General features: G+C 69.0%; 13 protein-coding genes. 10 read left to right on the top strand and 3 right to left on the bottom strand.

Translation table 11 applies throughout. The features are described 5' to 3' along the window. Nucleotides 1-82: 82 nt before the first annotated feature. From EV645_RS30605 to EV645_RS30595, 3 genes are all read left to right on the top strand, one after another. Entirely contained in the window at nt 83-1,453 is a 1,371-nt protein-coding gene (locus EV645_RS30605; RefSeq protein WP_157997183.1) for an MFS transporter, read from the top strand. A 332-nt stretch (nt 1,454-1,785) separates the two neighbouring features. After that, nucleotides 1,786-3,771, top strand: a complete 1,986-nt coding sequence (locus EV645_RS30600; protein WP_242000764.1) for a heparinase II/III domain-containing protein — start codon at nt 1,786-1,788, stop codon at nt 3,769-3,771. 108 nt (nt 3,772-3,879) lie between these two features. Continuing rightward, on the top strand, nt 3,880-5,184 hold the full coding sequence (locus EV645_RS30595; protein WP_198681954.1) for a peroxidase family protein: 1,305 nt from the start codon (nt 3,880-3,882) through the stop codon (nt 5,182-5,184). Here EV645_RS30595 and EV645_RS30590 read toward each other — a convergent pair. The 3 genes from EV645_RS30590 to EV645_RS30580 form a co-directional block, all read right to left on the bottom strand. Next, nucleotides 5,162-6,502 carry an NAD(P)/FAD-dependent oxidoreductase gene (locus EV645_RS30590; protein ID WP_130447524.1) on the bottom strand — a complete coding sequence of 447 codons (1,341 nt, stop codon included), beginning with the start codon at nt 6,500-6,502 and terminating at the stop codon, nt 5,162-5,164. The genes EV645_RS30595 and EV645_RS30590 overlap by 23 nt on opposite strands. Nucleotides 6,503-6,634: 132 nt before the next feature. Continuing rightward, nucleotides 6,635-7,132 (bottom strand): sigma-70 family RNA polymerase sigma factor, encoded by a 498-nt coding sequence (locus EV645_RS30585; RefSeq protein WP_130447523.1) that lies wholly within the window; start codon nt 7,130-7,132, stop codon nt 6,635-6,637. Nucleotides 7,133-7,229: 97 nt separating this feature from the next. Continuing rightward, nucleotides 7,230-7,940, bottom strand: a complete 711-nt coding sequence (locus EV645_RS30580; protein WP_130447522.1) for an alpha/beta fold hydrolase — start codon at nt 7,938-7,940, stop codon at nt 7,230-7,232. A 129-nt stretch (nt 7,941-8,069) separates the two neighbouring features. Between EV645_RS30580 and EV645_RS30575 the strand changes: the two genes are divergently transcribed. From EV645_RS30575 to EV645_RS30545, 7 genes are all read left to right on the top strand, one after another. After that, nucleotides 8,070-9,800 (top strand): L-aspartate oxidase, encoded by a 1,731-nt coding sequence (locus tag EV645_RS30575; RefSeq protein ID WP_130447521.1) that lies wholly within the window; start codon nt 8,070-8,072, stop codon nt 9,798-9,800. 58 nt (nt 9,801-9,858) lie between these two features. Then, nucleotides 9,859-10,608, top strand: coding sequence for a class I SAM-dependent methyltransferase (locus tag EV645_RS30570; protein ID WP_130447520.1), 750 nt, complete (start codon nt 9,859-9,861; stop codon nt 10,606-10,608). A gap of 145 nt (nt 10,609-10,753) precedes the next feature. Then, the gene (locus EV645_RS30565) at nt 10,754-12,034 is read left to right on the top strand and encodes a hypothetical protein (protein WP_130447519.1); all 1,281 of its coding nucleotides are present in this window, start codon (nt 10,754-10,756) and stop codon (nt 12,032-12,034) included. 30 nt (nt 12,035-12,064) lie between these two features. After that, complete coding sequence (locus EV645_RS30560) at nt 12,065-12,859, top strand: hypothetical protein (protein ID WP_130447518.1); 795 nt, start codon at nt 12,065-12,067, stop codon at nt 12,857-12,859. Between the two features lie 19 nt (nt 12,860-12,878). Beyond that, nucleotides 12,879-14,816: a peptidoglycan recognition protein family protein gene (locus tag EV645_RS30555; protein ID WP_130447517.1), complete on the top strand. Its 1,938-nt coding sequence runs from the start codon at nt 12,879-12,881 to the stop codon at nt 14,814-14,816. A 5-nt stretch (nt 14,817-14,821) separates the two neighbouring features. Further along, a complete protein-coding gene (locus EV645_RS30550; RefSeq protein WP_130447516.1) occupies nt 14,822-15,298 on the top strand; it encodes a hypothetical protein in 477 nt (158 codons plus the stop codon). Beyond that, nucleotides 15,295-17,778, top strand: a complete 2,484-nt coding sequence (locus tag EV645_RS30545; RefSeq protein ID WP_130447515.1) for a hypothetical protein — start codon at nt 15,295-15,297, stop codon at nt 17,776-17,778. The genes EV645_RS30550 and EV645_RS30545 overlap by 4 nt, the downstream gene beginning before the upstream one ends.

Genomic DNA, 17,778 nt, shown 5'->3' with positions numbered 1-17,778 from the left:
GCTGGTCCGCGAGAGCCGGTGTGGATTCCGGCCCTCGGATAATTGTTCGACGTGTATCGAACAGCGACGTAGGGTGAGTGGCATGCCCTTCGAGCACCGTCGGTCGGTTGTCGCGCTGGCCTTGATCGCCTCGTTCATGGTCTTCGTCGACAGCACGATCGTGAACGTCACCCTCGCCCAGCTTGCCACCCACCTGAACGCGTCCCGCGCGGAGCTCGAGTGGTCGCTCAACGCCTACACGCTGTCGTTCGCAGCACTGATGCTCGGGGCTGGGGCGATCGCCGACACGCTCGGTGCGAAGCGGGCGTTCCTGACCGGGCTCGTGGTGTTCACCTTGTCGTCCGCGGTGTGCGCGGTGGCCGGCTCGATGCTGATGCTCAACCTCGCCCGGCTCGTGCAGGGCGCGGGCTCGGCGCTGCTGCTGCCGAGCGCGCTCATCCTCGCGACCGCGTCGGCAACCGACGAGCACAGCCGGCACCGCCTGGTCAGCTGGTGGGCCGCGGCGGGTGGTGCTGGGATGGCGGCCGGTCCTCTCCTGGGCGGCGGCCTGGTCGCGCTCGCGAACTGGCGAGCGGTCTTCGCCGTCAACGTGGTGATCGGCATCCCGGCCGCGATCTGGGCGGTGCGCTCGATGCCGTCCGTCGTACGCCGGGCTCGCAGGCTGGATCTTGCCGGGATGGGGACCGCTACTGCGTTCATCGGTGGACTGGTGTTCGCGTTGATCGAGGCGCCGACGCGTGGCTGGCTCGATCCGGCGGTGTTGGGCGCCGTCGCGCTGACTGTCGCCGGGCTGGTCGCGTTCATCTTCGTGGAGCGTTCCGTCGGGGCGCCGTTGCTGCCGCTCAAGCTGTACGCCGACCGCGGCTTCGCGGCCGCCGCCGCGCAGGGCACGCTGCTCAACTTCGCGTTCTACGGCGTGCTGTTCACGATGAGCCTCCTGCTCCAGCAGGGCCGCGGCCTCAGCCCTCTGGTCACCGGCCTCCTGTTCCTGCCGCTGACCGGCCTGATCTCGATCGCCAACCTATGCTCCGCGCCGCTCACCCGTCGCCTCGGCCGCCCCGCCGTACTTGCCATCGGCCAGGCCGTCCTCACCCTCGCCCTCCTCGGGCTCGCCTGGGCCAGTACGTCGTCCGCCGTCTGGCCGATGGTCCTCGCCCTCGTCCCGATCGGCTTCAGCTCCGGCCTCCTCGTCCCCACCATGACCGCGCAATCCATCGCCGCCGTAGAACCTGACCTCCACGGCGCCGCCTCGGCCGCCTTCAACACCTCCCGTCAGATCGGCGGCGCGATCGGCGTAGCCACCTTCGGCCCTTTGCTGGGCACAGCCCACAACCTCCGCACCGGCTTCATCACCTGCACGATCGTCGCCGCCGGCGCCAGCATCATCGGCCTCGGCGTCACTGCCTTCGCGGCCACGATCCGCCGCACCCGCGTCCCCGTCCCTTCGGCGTGACCTCAGGCGCACGAGGCGTCGTACGCTCAGGCGCATGCGGTTCGTGACTCGCGCCGGCTACGCCTGCTACGAGGGTCCGGTCAGCGGTTGGTCTTGAGCTGTGCGATTGCGAGAACGGTGGGGTCCGGATCCATTCCGATCACCCACGCCGCTGGCTCAGCGCGCTGCAGCAGGCAATTTCGGTCATGCCGGTAACCTTCCTCACGATGCGGTGACGGATCTTGAACAAATCGCTCGTCCGGGCTGCAATCGATTGAACTGGGGCTGGACGCAACGAATCGCGCGAGTCGGAGCGTCTTGCTTGGTGAGAGCCGGGCCGGGAGGGGGCGCGAGTGGCGTCGCAGCGCAAAAGGCGGTTGAGCACGACCGTCGCGCTGACGCTTGCCTGCGTCCTGGTGTGTGCCGTCGCGTTCGCCGGTGCCGTCTTCGTGCTGATGCCCGGGACCCGTGACCGCAGTACGCCGGTTGTGGCCAGCGGCTCGCCGACGCCGACCCGGGCGAAGTCCAGTGCGCCGAGCCCGAAGCCCACCCTCCCGGATTCGACCGAGGAGCCGCTCCCTGGCGTCGACACGCCGGCCACTCCCCCGCCTGCGACGCCGGTCGCCAACACCGGCACGTACGAGTGCCCCGGGTACAGCGGCATCCAGGTCCCGGTGGCGATGCTGATGAACGACACGTTCTCCTGGGGCGACGATCCGCCGTACAAGGTCGGCAACGGGAACGGCGATATCAACTGGCGCTCGGATCCGTACAAGAAGCCGAGCTGGTACATGTGGCTGCATTCGTTGCGCTGGCTGGGTGCAGGCATCGAGGCCGGGCAACGCGGCGACCGGAAGGTGCTCGCGCACACGATGGCGATCATCCACGACTGGGTGCAGGACAACCCGTACTCGTGGAAGGGCGACGTCGGCGCTTGGGAGGCCACGATGCACCGCACCAACGTGTTGCTGTGCGCGCGCCAGGCAGTTCTTACCGGGATGCATGTCCGCACGCTGCCCGCGCAGTACGCGTGGCTCGACAAGGCCCTGATCGACCATGCGCAGTTCATGATCGTGAACTTCAGTGGCATGTCGAACCACGGGACCGACGAGAGCATCGCGCTGTTCGGGGTCGGGTGCACGCTGAAGCGGCCGGAGTTGAAGACGCTCGCGGTCAACAGGCTGACCGAGGCGATCACCACCGCGATCGACACGCAAGGCTCGACGAATGAGCAGTCGGTCGGGTACGCGATGTTCAACTACCTGTTGTGGGGCCGGGCGACCACGGCCTTGCAGCGGTGCGGTTCGAACCCCGGACCGGTGATCTCCCAGCGGCGGGCCGCGCTCTCGGAGTGGCTGGCGCTCGCGACCAAGTCGACCGGTTACCTGCAGCAGGTCGGTGACGCCGTGGCGCAGAAGCCGACCGGTGCGGCCGGCACCCCGCTCGACTACGTCGCCTCGCTCGGGAAGCGCGGGACGAAGCCGTCGAAGCGGATCGCGGTGTACGACGCGGGGTACATCTTCGGCCGGACCGGCTGGGGCGAGACGCGACCGTTCGCGCAGGAATCGACGTACAGCATCCGGTACGGCGTGGCGCGCACGCTGCACGGTCATGACGACCACATGTCGATCACGTACTCGTCGCACGGCCGCGACGTGCTGATCGACCCGGGGCACTCGGGCTACCAGCTCGACAAATGGCAGGCGTGGTCGAAGAGCGCGGCCGCGCACAACGTGATGACGATCCCATCGGCCGACATGGCCTCCGTGGAGACGCAGTTGGTGCAAGCATCGATCACGCCGACCGCAGAGTCGTACTCGCTGGCCGATTCCCCGGCGCCGGGCGTGACCCGCAAACGCGACGTACTCGTCCTGAAGGACCCCGACCTGATCATCACGCTGGACCGTGGGCAATCCGTCGGCCCGCAACGCTATGAGACCCTATGGCATCTGGCGCCGGATCAGAAGGTCACGGTCCAGTCCCCCACCACGGCCATCGCAGCCAAGCCGGGCGACAAGTCCAAGACCTACCTGCTCCAGATCCCGTACAAACAGCAGCCGCCCAAAGACGGCATCACGGTGGTCCAAGGCCAGCAGGACCCGGTGCAGGGCTGGTACTACCCGGACATCTTCCACCGTGAGTCGGCCCCGGTCGTGAAGTTCGGCCGCAACGGGACGAGCGCCACCATCCTCTCCGCTATCGTCCCCGCCAACTCCACCGAAACGGTCACCTACAAGACCCGGACGGTCGGCACGATGCTCTTCGTCGACCTGACCGTCGGCGCGCGCAAAACTACCATCCGCGTCCTGCCCGACGGCCGACTGACCCGCATCAGCTGAGTACGCCGGTCACAAGAGGCATGCTTGGGCTGTCTTTTCCTGTGGATCTGAATCTTCGGGAGGTAGGAAATGACTGTTCATCCGGCGGCGAGGGATCACTGTTTGAGCTTGGCGCGCAGTGTGGATCGGCCGACCGGCGGGGCGCGATACGGGCGGATGTTTCCGAAACTCGAACCGCTGGGGACCGATCCGCATCTGTTGATGCGGGCGGGCAGTGACGGCGGGATCTGTGACGCCGCGGCCACGCTGGACCTCGGTGCCGGCGGCGACGACGCGGAGGAGGCGGCGGGGTGGCCGTTCTTCGGGCAGTTGCTCGCGCATGACACCACCGCGGACCGGTCGCCGCTGATGGGCGGCGTCGAGACGGATGCCTTGCGCAACTCGCGATCGCCGCGGCTCAACCTCGAGATGCTGTACGCCGACGGGCCGATCGGTTCGCCGTACATGTTCGACCTGAACGATCCGGCCAAGTTCCTGCTCAGCCCCGACGGGTTCGACGTACCGCGGAATCCGCAAGGGGTCGCGCTGATCGGGGATCCGCGCAACGACGTACATATCTTCACGTTGAGCCTGCATGTGGCGTTGCTGCACGCGCACAACCGGATCGTCGATCACCTGCGGGCGGCGCGTGTCGTCCCCGAGGAGGACGTGTTCGACAAGGCGCGGATCACGCTGACCTGGCACTACCAGTGGATCGTCGTGCACGACTTCCTGCCGCGGCTGGTCGGGCCGGCGCTGGTCGACGAGGTGCTCGAGGACGGCGGGAAGTGGTTCCGCCCGGAGCCGATGAAGGCGTTCATCCCGCTCGAGTACGCCGACGCCGCGTACCGCTACGGGCACGGCCAGATCCGGCACGCGTACCACCTGGTCGAGGGCGGGCCCGAGCTGCCGCTCTTCCCGGACCTGGTCGGCTTCGGCCCGCTGCCGGTCGATCGGCGGCTCGACCTCGCGCAGATCTTCGACGTACCGGGTCGTCCGCGGGCGCAGCGTGCGAAACGACTCGACGGCCGGCTGGCCGCGAGCCTGATCGGGTTGCCCGAGCGGATCACCGGCGCGGTCGACGAGTCGGCGTACCGGTCGCTGGCCGTTCGCGATCTGCTGCGCGGCGACACGACGGGCCTGCCGAGTGGCGAGCAGGTCGCCGAACTGCTCGGCGTACCGCCGCTGACCGAGGACACGTGGGCCGGCGGTACGCCGCTGTGGTTCTACATCCTCAAGGAGTCCGAGCACCTCGGCAATGGCAACCGGCTCGGTCCGGTCGGCGGGCGGATCGTGGCCGAGGTCCTGATCGGGTTGCTGCGTGCGGATCCGGCCAGCTACCTCAGCCTCGAGCCGGACTGGCAGCCGATCCTGCCCGCCGCCGGTGACCCGTTCGGCCTGACCGACCTGCTCATCCCGGTCGGCTCGCGCTGAGAGTCCGCGCCTTGGCCTCGGTCTCGAACGCCTCGCGCGGACTCTGGACCGAGGCCAGCGACACGATGTCGCGGCCGTAGAAGAACGCCGCCAGCCAGATCGCCAGCACCCGCACCTTGCGGTCCCACGTCGGGACCGCGAGGACGTGGTACCCGCGGTGCATCAGCCAGGCGAGCACGCCCTTGATGACGAGCCGCTTGTACTGGAAGATCCCCGTCCCGAGACCGAGCGTCGCGATCACGCCGAGGCTGTGGTGCTCGTACTCCTTCGGCGCATGTCCGCGCAGCGACCGCAGCAGATTCTTCGCGAGCAGCTTCCCCTGCCGTACGGCGTTCTGCGCGTTCGGCACCGTGTACGCCCCCGGAGTCGACGACGTCAGATCGGGAACCGCCGCGTCGTCACCGGCTGCCCACGCGTCCTCGATCACCTCGGTGTCGGTCCCGATCCGCAGATCGGCCCGCACCTGGACCATCCCGCGCTGGTTGTGCGGCAGGTCGGTGTGGTTGCGCAGCAGGCGGGTCGCGGCGTTGCCCGCCGTCCAGACGATCAGCTCCGAGTCGAACTCGGATCCGTCCGACAGCACCACGTGGCCGTCGTCGGCCGACTGCATCGTGGTGTTGAGGTGCACGACCGCGCCGCGCTTCTCGAGCAGGTTCACGACCCATTCGCCCGGCTTGTCGCTCACCTCGGGCAGGATCCGGCCGCTCGCCTCGACCAGGTGGAACGCGAGGTCGCTCTCGGACAGCTCGGGGTACCTCTTCAGCAACGCCCGCGCCAGCGACAGCAGCTCCGCGAACCCTTCGACGCCGGAGAACCCGCCGCCGACGAAGGTGACCGTCATCAGCTTGCGCCGCAGCTTGCCCGGCTCCAGCCCGGCCGCCTCGTCGAACGCGGTGAACATCCGGTCCCGGATCGCGACCGCTTCCTCGACGTGCTTCATGCCGATCGCCCGGTCGGCCACACCCGGTACGTCGAAAGTCCGCGTCACCGCACCGGCGGTGACCGCGATCACGTCGTACGTCAGCGTGTAGTCGGGCCCGTCCGCGGGCCGGATCGTCACGGTGCGGTCGGCATGCGCGATGTTGACGACCATGCCGGACACGATCTTCGTCCGCTTGAGGTTGCGTCGCAGCGACACCGCCGCGTGCCGGGCCTCGACCGAACCGGCGACCACCTCGGGCAGGAACGGCTGGTACGTCATGTACGGCCGCGGGTCGACCAGGATCACCTCGGCCTCGCCCCGCCGTAGTTTCTTCTCCAGCCGCCATGCCGTGTAGAACCCGGCATACCCGCCGCCCACCACCAGGATCCTGCGCACCGTTTCTCCGTCCATAGTCTCTACTGAATAAGACACCCCGCGCCTGCCGATTGTGACGGGCTGCACCCTCCCAGGTGAGGCTACGGGCGAACAGCGATACAGGTACAGGACCCTCGGGTGTCGAAACTGCGGTCAGACCGCCAGATCAGCCATCCGATCGCGGGCGCGCTTCACCAGTTGCCGAGCGTTCGGCGCCCCGATCCGCAGTGTTTCGGCGATCTGCCGGTACGGGCAGTCGAAGCCTTCCCGCAGCACGTAGGTCGCTCGCTCGGCCGGCGACAACCGCTCCTTCATCAGGTGTACGGCGACCGCGTACGCTTCCCGCGCCTCGGCGTGCTGATGCGGATCGACACCGGTGGCGACCCGCTCGTCCGGCAGCCGGTCCACCGCCGTCTCGTGCCGCCGGTACGCCGACTTCACCACGTTGATCGCGAGCCGGGACACCGTGGTCGACAGGAAAGCCTGCGGGTCGGCGACGACCGTACGGTCGGTCCGTTGCCAGCGCACCCAGACATCCTGGACGAGCTCCTCCGCCTCGTGCGGATTGCCGACGATCCGGTGGGCGATCCGGAACAGCCGCGGTCGTGCCTGGAGGAACTCGTCCAATCCCTGACCTGGGACGGTATTCATGATGTGAACTCCTCGCGCCGGGGGTGCTTTCAGCGTCACCTCCCGCGGTCCCCCGACGCGCCCTGGAGCCTCGTAGTCGAGTACGTGGTCCGTGCTCCTATGCGTTCATGGCCGCCAGGATCGCGGCGGTGACGGCCGCTGGCTGGGACACGCTCAGGGCGTGCGAGGCGCCGGCGATCTCGCGGGTGTCCTTCGCGCCGGCCCGCTCGGCCATGAAGCGGTGCAGGGCGACCGGGATGTTGAGGTCGAGGTCGCTGAACACGAACCACGACGGCGTCGACTTCCACGCGGGGCTGTCGGTCGCCAGGTCGGCGGTCAGCGCTGCCTCGGTGGCCGGGCGCTGCGTCGCGGCCATCAGCGCCGCCACGTCCGCCGGTACGTCGGCGCAGAACTGCTGGTGGAAGACGTCGGGCCGGATCGCCAGGTCGTTGCCGCCGGTGCTGACCGGGTACGCGTTCAGGGCGTCACCGAGGGTGCTGCCCGGGAACTTCGCGGACAACGCGAACGCGCTCTCGCCCTGGTCGGGTGCGAACGCGCAGACGTAGACGAGCGCCTTGACCGCGTCGTTGTTCGCCGCGGCCTCGGTGATCACCATGCCGCCGTACGAATGACCGACGAGGACGACGGGCCTGCCGATGCCGGCGATCACGTCGCGGACGTACTGCGCGTCACCCTCGAGGCTGCGCAGTGCGTTCGGCGCTGCGACGGCCTCGATCGACTGCGCCTGCAGGCGCTCGATGACGCCGTTCCAGCTGGCCGATTCGGCGAACGCGCCGTGGACCAGGACGACGACCGGATTCTCGCTCATGGGTTCCCCTTCTTTTCGGACTCTCTGAAGAGACCGAACAGACACGACGGTTGTGACCGGCGAGACAGTCACAACCGGGTCTGCTGCGCTGTCCTGATTGGTGAGAGCACCGAGCGCGAGGGAGAACCAATGAGCATCACCGAACAGCAGATCGCCACGTCGATCCTGGTGATCGGAACCGGTGGTGCCGGTCTGCGGGCAGCGATCGAGCTGGCCGAGCAGGGCGTCGAGGTTCTGGCCCTCGGCAAGCGCCCGCGTTCCGACGCGCACACGTCGCTGGCGGCCGGCGGTATCAACGCGGCGCTGGCCACGATGGATCCCGAGGACACCTACCAGCAGCACGCGGCCGACACGCTGCAGGAGAGCTACCTGCTCGCGAACCCGATCACGGTCGAGATCGTCGCCCGGGGCGCCGCCCGCGGGATCGAGGACCTCGAGCGCTGGGGTATGCCGTTCGCCCGCGAGGCGGACGGTCGCATCTCACAGCGGTTCTTCGGCGCGCACACCTACCGCCGTACGGCGTTCGCGGGCGACTACACCGGTCTGGAGATCCAGCGGACGCTGATCAACCGCGCGGTGCAACTCGGCGTACCGATCCTGGACACGGTCTACGTGACGTCGATCCTGGTCAAGGACAACACCGTGTTCGGGGCGTACGGGTTCGACCTGACGACCGGGCGCCGTTACGTCATCCACGCCGACGCGGTGATCCTGGCCGCGGGCGGTCACACCCGGATCTGGCGGCGTACGTCGTCGCGTCGCGACGAGAACACCGGCGACGCGTTCCGGCTCGCGGTCAACGCGGGCGGGAAGCTCCGCGATCCCGAGCTCGTCCAGTTCCACCCGTCCGGGCTGATCGAGCCCGAGAACGCTGCCGGCACCCTCGTCTCCGAAGCGGCCCGCGGCGAGGGCGGGCAGTTGCGCAACGCGCTCGGCGAGCGGTTCATGGCCCGGTACGACGCCGAGCGGATGGAGCTGTCGACGCGGGACCGGGTCGCGCTCGCGGAGTACACCGAGATCAAGGAAGGCCGCGGCACCCCGAACGGCGGCGTCTGGCTGGACGTGTCCCACCTCCCCCGGGAGACGATCATGCGCCGGCTCCCGCGCGTCTACCAGACGCTGCTCGAACTGCAGATGCTCGACATCACCAAGCAGCCGATCGAGATCGCCCCGACCGCGCATTACTCGATGGGCGGCGTCTGGGTCCGGCCCGAGGACCACGGCACCGGCGTCGACGGGCTGTGGGCGATCGGCGAGGCGGCCAGCGGGCTGCACGGCGCGAACCGGCTCGGCGGCAACTCGTTGATCGAGCTGCTGGTGTTCGGGCGGATCGTGGCCGAGGAAGCCGCGAAGTACTCGATCGGGCGGCAGGCGCAGCTGCGCTCCGCGGACGCGGTCGCGCAGGCCCGGGCCGAGATCGACGACCTGCTGGCGAACGACGGCCCGGAGAACGTCCGCGCCCTGCAACGGTCCCTGCGCGACACCATGACCGCGCGGGCCGGCGTCGTCCGCGATGAGCACGGTCTGAACGCCGGGTTATCCGAGCTGGTCGAGCTCGAGGAGCGGAGTAAGGAGGTCGGAGTACACCCGGACATCGCCGGCTTCCAGGACCTCGCGCACGCGTTCGACCTGAAGGCGTCGGCGATGGCCGCGCGGGCGACGCTCGACGCAGCCCTGGTACGCCGGGAGACGCGCGGGTGCCACAACCGCTCCGACTACCCCGAGCTCGACGACTCGCTGCAGGTGAACTTCGTCTGGTCGGGGCCTGGTGAGATCGAGGCCGAGCAGATCCCGCCGATCCCGGACGAGTTCCGGGGACTGATGCGGCACGTCTCCAGCGACGGCAAGCTCGTCGAGTGAGGCTTGCCCGGTGGGTACCGGCTGGGTCGAGCGAGGTGTCGAGTGAGGTGACGGGACAGTGACGACGCCGGGGATGGTCGCGGAGTTCGACGACGTCGCCGCCTGGACGGCGGAGGCCGTCGGACAACTCGGTGACGGGCACGCGATTCCGGCGGCCTGCCGTGGCAGCGCCAGTCCGGCTGCGCTCGCGTGGCTGGCCGAGGCTTGCGAGCTGTCCGCGGGCGACCGACTGCTGGACGTCGGCGCGGGTAGCGGCGGTCCAGCCGCGTGGGCGGCCAAGCGCTTCGGCGTACGACCGATCCTGCTGGAGCCGATGCCCGCCGCGAGTCGGGCCGCATCGAAGCTCTTCGGCCTGCCCGTCCTCACAGCCGACGGTCAACGCATCCCCTTGCGTGCAGATTCGGTGGATGTCGCATGGTGCCTCGGCGTCCTCTGTACAGTCGAGGACAAGGCCGCCGTACTGCGGGAAATCCACCGCGTGCTCGTGCCGCACGCGTCGCTCGGACTTCTCGTGGTGGTCGCTTCCCGGCCCATCGCCGACCCTCCGGACGGGAACCACTTCCCGCTGCAGTCCGAGCTCGTCGACCTGCTCGACACGTGCGGCTTCGACCTGGTCGAGCAGACCGAACGGCCGGCCGCCGTACCCCTGTCGTGGAGCCGTCGCGCGCAAGAGGTGACCGCCCTCATCTCGGCCCGCTATCGCACCCATCCGGCGTACACGCTGGCCAGCCGCCAGGACACGCGCCTCAACGATCTCTTCGACAACGGCGACCTCTCGCTCCAGCTCCTGCACGCGATGAAGCGCTGACTGTCGCTCTGATGAGGTACTTCGGTTCGGGTCGCACGGTCGGTGGACCGTGGATGTGCGTCACACCGAGAGGTGACTGACCCGCCGGCCGGATTCGGGCTGCCATGGAAGCGCAAGCTGTCCCGGCCGAGCGAGGAGGGCCACCATGGCGCGTCAGACCACGGATTTCGAGGACGAGTACGAATCCGAGTGGGAGGACGAGTACGAGTCCGAGGACGAAGCCGAGTGGGAGGACGAGCTCGAGGGCGAGTCCGAGCTCGAGGAAGAGTACGAGGACGAGGACTTCTTCCCCGGCCTCGGCGGAGTGGTCAACGCCATCGGCGGACTGCTCGGCGAGGAGGAGTACGAGTGGGAAGAGGAGGGCGAGGAAGAGTACGAGGACGAGGCCTTCCTCGGTCTGCTCGGCCCGATCGCCAAGATCGCCGGCGGACTGCTCGGCGGCGGTGGCGGGGGCGGCGACGGTGAGTACGAGGACGAAGGCGAGGAGGAGCTCGAGGCCGAGGAAGAGGCCGAGGAGTTCTTCAAGCGGCTGAAGGGCGTGTTCCGCAAGGCCGCGCCGTTCCTCAAGACACTGGCCAAGACCGCCGGTCCTCTCGTCGCCACCGCCATCGGCGGGCCGGCCGCGGGTGCCGTCGCGCGAGCCGTCACCTCGCAGCTCGAAGGTGAGTACGAGGAAGAGTTCGAGGCCGAGTTCGAAGAGATGGCCGCCGCGCCTCTCGCGCCCTCGCAGGCCTTCGCCGAGTACCTCGCCGCGCAGGCCGCGGCCACCGAGTCCGAGTCCGAGGCGGAGGCGCTCGGCGGCGCTGCGGCGTACTCCGCGATCGACCCGCAGGACCGGCGTGACCTTGAGCGCCTGCTGCCGCACCTGTTGCGCGGCGCGGCCACGATCACGCGGATGCTGCACGGCAACCGCAGCACGCGTCCCGCCGTACGGATGGTTCCCGGTATCGCCGATGGCGCCGCCCGGACGATCGCCCGGCGGATCGCCGCCGGTGAGCCGGTCGGTCCGGTCGAGCTCGGTCAGGTGATGGGCGCCGCGACCACGAAGGCCTTGATGCCCGGTCGCGTCCGCCAGGCAGTCATGCGGCGTCACGCCCGCGGGCTCAGTCGCAGCCGCCGGCGCTACCACGGTCGCCGTGGCTCGATGCGTCGTACCGGGTCTCGTCGCGGGCGTACCGGCTACCGCAGCGGGCGGGGCCGAGGCCTGACCGTACGTCGTCAGCCGGTGCGCAGCAGGGCCGTCGGCTCCGGACGGGTTCCGCGGCCGCGTCCCGGCATGGTGCGGATCACCACACCGGTGCGCATCCCGCCGAAGGGCGGACGTCCCGCACGGGTGGTCCGGGTCGTCAGCGACGTCCGCGTGCCGCGCGGCGCCGTACCCGCTGGACGGCCGACCAGCACCGCCGGGCGCCGGCCGCGCCGCTGATCGCACACCCGACTTGGAGGGGCAAGGACCATGGCATCCGCGTTGAACCGTAGCTATCCCGAGATCCAGGGCGAGTTCGAGCTGGAGGACGAGTTCGAACAAGAGGTTGAAGTCGAGGCCGAGGGCGAGGACGAACTCGAGTTCGAGGCCGAGGATGAGGACGAGGACTTCCTCGGGGCGATCGGCGGGATCGGCAAGGCCCTCGGCGGGCTGCTGAGCGGCGGCGGCGACGGCGAGTACGAAGCCGAGTTCGAGTTCGAAGCCGAGGCGGAGACGGAGGACGAAGCCGAGGAGGAGTACGAGGACGAGGACTTCGTGAACCCGATCCGCCGGATCTACCCGGACGCCGAGCTGATGGCACACCTGTCGGCGAAGGCAGCGCAGACCTCCAGCGAGTCCGAGGCGGAGGCGTTCCTCGGGGCGCTCGTCCCGATCGCGTCCAAGCTGATCCCACGCGCCGCGGGCGTCCTCGCCCGCAACGCGCCGGCCCTGATCCGCGGTACGTCGGCACTCGGTCGACGGCTGCGCCGGAACCCGGCCACACGCAAGTACGTGATGGCGATGCCGGTGATCCTGCAACGCACCGCGCAGAGTCTCGCGGACCAGGCCGCGGCCGGGCGCAGCGTCTCTCCGGAGACCGCGATCTCGACGATGACGCGGATCGCCGGGCGGATGTTCCGCCAGGCGCCCGAACGCAATCGCGCGATGCGTGCCGTCAGCACGTTCGACCGCCGCTACCGCCGCCGCAGCCGCACGCAGGCGACCTCTGGCGTACGTCGGACGCGCCGGCCGCAGCCCACCCGGCGCCGCCGGGGCCGACGCTGACCTGTGGTGGGGAGGGACGATGCCGTACCTGACGGACCTCGCGGGCGTCGCCCGTAAGACCAGCCTCGAGGTCATCGAGGTGCCCGGCTGGCAGACCCGCGGCCGGGACGAGATGAGCGACGTCCGCGCGGTCGTGTGTCATCACACCGCGACGCTGAACAAGACGGCCGATATGCCGTCGCTCGACACGTTGATCAACGGACGACCGGACTTGAGCGGTCCGTTGTCGCACTTCGGGTTGTCTCGCTCCGGCAAGGTGTACGTGATCGCGGCCGGGCGCTGCAACCACGCGGGAACGGTGCGGGATCCGTCGTGGGGCAACAGCCACTCGATCGGGATCGAGGCCGAGGCGACAGGTACGGACGCGACCTGGCCCGAGGTGCAGATGGCGGCGTTCGCGCAGCTGTGTCGAGTGTTGATCGACCACTTCGGGCTGAGCGTCAACGTGGTGCTCGGGCACAAGGAGGTCGCTGATCCGCCCGGACGGAAGATCGACCCGAACTTCGACATGAACGCCTTCCGCGGCCGGATCAGCGCGCTCAGCGGCATCACTCCCCCGGCCGTCCCAGCCACGCCGACTGCACCGGCGGCGCCTGCCGCCCCGCCCGCTGCCACCAGTTCCTGGTTGTCGTGGCTGCCTTCCCTGCCTTGGTTCGAGGGCGAGGCGGCGGCCGCCACGCCCATCGCTTCAGCGCGGCCGGGGCGCGACGTGCTTCCGGCGTACCTGTCCGGTCAGGCGCTGAACGTCCGCCGGCACCTGACCGCTCTCCGTGACTTCCGCCGCGACGAGTTCGGTGGCCAGCCCGCTCGTCCCAGCGAGGGACATGTGCAGGCGGTCAACGCTCTGCTGGCGACGTTGCGCGGACCGCTGAACACGATCGTCGAGCGATTGGATCGCGCGACCGACGCCGCGCAGACCAACCCGTCGCCGCACCGGGTCAGCCTGGCGCTGGATCTGAAGACGCAGGCGCACGACCTGGTCCGGGCCACGGAACGAGTCTGGGACTTCTATTTCGAATTGTTCGGCCAACGGCAAGGCGCATTCGGGGAATGGCTGGACGCATGCGACCGGATCACACTCGATTGCTATCAGCACGTATTCATGCATCTGGGAAATGATCGAAGCATTCCGGCACCGCCTCCATTCTGTTATATGCGGACGGGCTTTTCTCCCGCGACATTTAGGCGGGGAATTCCGTTGCGTCGGCTCGGGCGGCAACTGAACCCGTTCCCCCTTGTACAGTTGCCGTATCACCGACTCGTGAATCCGTGGACCATCGGCGCGATCCTGCACGAGGTGTCACACAATCTGCAGAACGAATTGCAGCTCGAGCAGGCCGTTCCGTCGTCGATCGAACGCCGTTTGCGCGAGGCCGGCATACCTGTTGCCATCGGCAATATTTGGGTTCGCTGGAATCGCGAGATATTCGGCGATATGGTTGGCGGTCTTCTGGGCGGCGAGGCATTCGTCTCGTCGTTGATGGACGTGATCGGGCGCGGCCCGGCGCAGAGCTTCGGCTATACGCCGCGGTCGGTGCATCCCACGCCGTACCTGCGGACATTCCTGTCCTGCGAGCTGTTGCGGCGGATGGGGTTCCCGGAGCGGGCCGGCGAGTTCCGGCGCGCGTGGTCGCAGCTGTACCCGGCGCCGCGCGAGTCGACGATGCCGCCGAAGCTGCTGGCAACCGCTCGTACGGCGATCCCGGCCGTCGTCGAGGCTGTCTGCTACACGCCGTTCCAGGGGCTCGGCGGGAAGTCGTTGCGGGACGTCATCTTCTTCGAGCCGCGGCATCAGGCGATGATCGACGAGGCCGGCGTACGGCTCGCCAAGGGTGTCGATCCCGGCGTCGTCCCGGAGCGATTCCTGATCGGCGCCGTACGCTCTGCGCTCGACCACCATCGCGCCGAGCCGGATCGCCTGATGCGCAACTTCTACGCGCAGCTGGCGAGGCGGTGACCGCGATGACGATCGAAGACCGCCGTACGGCGTTGCACCAAGCGCTCCGCGCCCTCTGGCTCGCCGTCGCCGAACTGGTCCTGACCGCGAACGACGACCAGCCGGACGAGAGCGACCTGGCCTCGGCCGAACACGTCGCCCAGCTGACCGTCGAGATCCAGGCCCGGCTGGCCGAGGCGATCGCCGCTCAGAAGGAGTCGGCCGCGGTCGAACTGGGTCAGGTCGAGCGGCTTGTGCGGGAAGCAAGTCTCATCTACTGGCGCGATCTGCGCGCCCACGAGGCGGTCTCGCGACTGCGCGGCTCCACGCGACGCCGGGGTGGTCCCTGGCCGTCGTGGTGGTCGGGCGTCGAGCAGAGCCTCGAACGCTGTGAAGAACCGCTCGTCGCCGCCGGTCTCGCGATCGGCGACGCGTGGCATGAGCTCGTCACCGGATCGTCCCTCACGGGGACCGGGACGAATACCTCCAGGAGGTCGTCGTGACCAATGACAAGTTGCAGCCAGGACTCCCGGTCGTCGAGGTCGACCAGGCTTTCCCGCTGATGACCACGGACTCGGTCGCCCGCCCGACGACCAGCTCCGGCACCGGCGACCAGAGCCCGGTGGTGAGCGCAGCCATCCGCGACGTCCTGGGCTGGCGCCCCCGCGTCCAGGACCCGAAAGCCTTCACCGCGGCTTTGTCGGCCTCCTTCGAGCTGTCCACCTTCGAGGACCACGTAGTCACCAAGTACGTCCCCCGCGGCGTAGCGGTCCAAGCCGACCTGGGCGGCGTAACCGGCGGCCAGGCGTCCTTGTACCTACGCGCCAAAGCCGCCCACGAACAAATCACCCGGATGCTCGACAGCCTGCAACCCCTCCGAACCGACGCGGACCCCCAGGACTGCGAGGCCTACCGAACCCTCGTCCGAGACTCGGTCCGCCGAATCGTCCTGGAATTCGGCCGCGAAGGCGGCCCCCGCGTCGCCCTCGTGGACTCGGCGTTCGGAGTGCTGACCGGGTTCAGTCCGACCACGATCGCGGGATCCGTCGGCGCTGTACCAAGCTCGGGCGCCAGAGGTGTCGTGGTGCAGCCTCGGGCCGCCGCCTTCGGCGGCTTGCCGCCCGCCCCGCCGCCGGTTGTGCCGGCCGCTGTGGCCGAGATCGATCCGGACAGCGTGCCTGGTCAGCTCGGTGCACTGCGCGACCGGTTCGGTCTCGACGACGATCACGTCAACACGGTCGACGAGGAGAAGCAGCGGACGAGCTTCTGGACCCTGGTCGAGCTGGTCACCGATCTCCAGCGCTCCTGGGCGTTGCGTCGTACGGACTTCACGCTCGGCCAGGGCAGCGGGTTCCTCGGTACGGATCTCGTACAGATCAGCAGGTTGCTCGCAGCGGCCTCCGAACAGGTCGACGAGTTCGAGGCGGTGCTCGACTCGGTGCTCGTGTCGGGCGCCGAGCGGCAGACCGTGATCCTGGACCGCGGCACCGGCCTCACGCTCGACGACCTCACCCAGTGGCTGCGGGTGTTCGTCACCGAGGACGGTCCGAACATCATCCGCGACACCGGCCGCGACGGCCTGGTCTCGAGCTTCACCCCGACGGTCATCGACCTGCTCACCACCCTCCGCGACAAGCTCGTCCGCCGGCTCATCCCCTGCGGCGGCTCGGGATGCGCGGGCGGTTGCCACTGCGGCTCCCGCGGCAAGGTCACCTGCATCCCGCTCGGTTGCTGCACGCCGTTGCCGCCCGGGATGTACTCCGGACGCGTCAAGATCGCGGTGTCGACACTGTGCGGCCTGATCGAACGCCTGACCGCGAAGGCGATCCGCATCGGCCGCTTCTCCGGCGTCGTACTGCTCGACCTCGCGGTGATGCCGTTCGAGGACGACACCCAGGCGCTGGGCCAGGACTTCGTCCGGGTCGAGGTCAGAGGCCTGCATCTGCGTGCCACGTACGTCCCGGCATTCGTTACCGGCGGCGACCAACCGGTCGATCTCTCGACACTCGTTCTTCCCTTGCAAGGCAGCGCAAGCGGCGACGACGACCACCTCGGCGGAATCTTCCAGCGCGGCGCGTTGCCGGCCTCTCTGCAGACACTGCTCACCGCTGCCGGCGGCCGAGGCCTTCTGCTGGCTGCCAGCGAGGTGCCGCTGGCAATCGTCGACGGCGAACTCGGCCGGCTCGTCCAGGGCCCCAGCGTCACCACCTGGCCACGACTGCGCCCGGCGTACGACGTGGATCCCGACGGCGCACCGGACGCCTGGAGCGACATCCCGCCGAACCAGCGGTTCGTCCCGCAATCCCCCGTCGATCCGATCGAGCCCGAGCCGGCCGACGACGATTGCTTGGACGACTGCAGCGACGACTGTGAGGAGTGCGGTTGCGGCTGCCACTACCTCAAGGTCGCCCACTCGGCGCTGGCCCGCTTCCGCGCAATCGTCGCCGACGAGGACGTTCAGAACCGGGCCGGGAAACTCGCGGACGGATGGCCGGAACTCAAAGGCCTCATGCAGACCAAGCTCGTGAAAACGCTCAGGAGTGACGAGCTCTCCGATCTTCTGACAGCGGTCGACGCCGCGAACGAGCGGCGTACCGCGGACGAGGCTGTCGAGGAGCGCGCGGAACGTGCCGAGGAACGTGCCGAGGCCAAGGTCGAGCAGCGGATCAAGGACCTGGAGACCCGCGCCGAGGCCGCCCGCGGCGCCGCAATTCAGGCGTTCAGGGAGCTCGAACGCGCGAAGGAGCTGGCGAAACCCCGCGAACCTGAACCCGAACCGCTGTCCGGCGCGCAGCCGGTCCCGCAGCAGCCGGCGCCGTTCCTCGCCGTCTCCAACCAACTGAAGGCGCCGCCGGCACAGAAGACCGCTGCCAAGAAGACAGTCGCCAGGAAGGCAGTCGCCAAGAAGGCGGTCGCGAAGAAGACAGCAGCCACGAAGACAGTTGCCAAGAAGACTGCAGGTTCGCGCGGGAGGAGGAGCTGA

Origin of the sequence: Kribbella rubisoli, assembly GCF_004217145.1 — a bacterium.
Taxonomy (GTDB): Bacteria; Actinomycetota; Actinomycetes; order Propionibacteriales; family Kribbellaceae; genus Kribbella; species Kribbella rubisoli.
The sequence above is the reverse complement of the archived record's forward strand: the minus strand, read 5'-3'. Positions and strand labels throughout refer to the sequence as shown.

Bases quoted from the DNA above. Each gene is read 5' to 3' on its own strand.
- EV645_RS30605 (WP_157997183.1), top strand. From the start codon at position 83: ATGCCCTTCGAGCACCGTCGGTCGGTTGTCGCGCTGGCCTTGATCGCC.
- EV645_RS30585 (WP_130447523.1), bottom strand. From the start codon at position 7,132: ATGAATACCGTCCCAGGTCAGGGATTGGACGAGTTCCTCCAGGCACGA.
- EV645_RS30580 (WP_130447522.1), bottom strand. From the start codon at position 7,940: ATGAGCGAGAATCCGGTCGTCGTCCTGGTCCACGGCGCGTTCGCCGAA.
- EV645_RS30575 (WP_130447521.1), top strand. From the start codon at position 8,070: ATGAGCATCACCGAACAGCAGATCGCCACGTCGATCCTGGTGATCGGA.
- EV645_RS30565 (WP_130447519.1), top strand. From the start codon at position 10,754: ATGGCGCGTCAGACCACGGATTTCGAGGACGAGTACGAATCCGAGTGG.
- EV645_RS30560 (WP_130447518.1), top strand. From the start codon at position 12,065: ATGGCATCCGCGTTGAACCGTAGCTATCCCGAGATCCAGGGCGAGTTC.
- EV645_RS30555 (WP_130447517.1), top strand. From the start codon at position 12,879: ATGCCGTACCTGACGGACCTCGCGGGCGTCGCCCGTAAGACCAGCCTC.
- EV645_RS30550 (WP_130447516.1), top strand. From the start codon at position 14,822: ATGACGATCGAAGACCGCCGTACGGCGTTGCACCAAGCGCTCCGCGCC.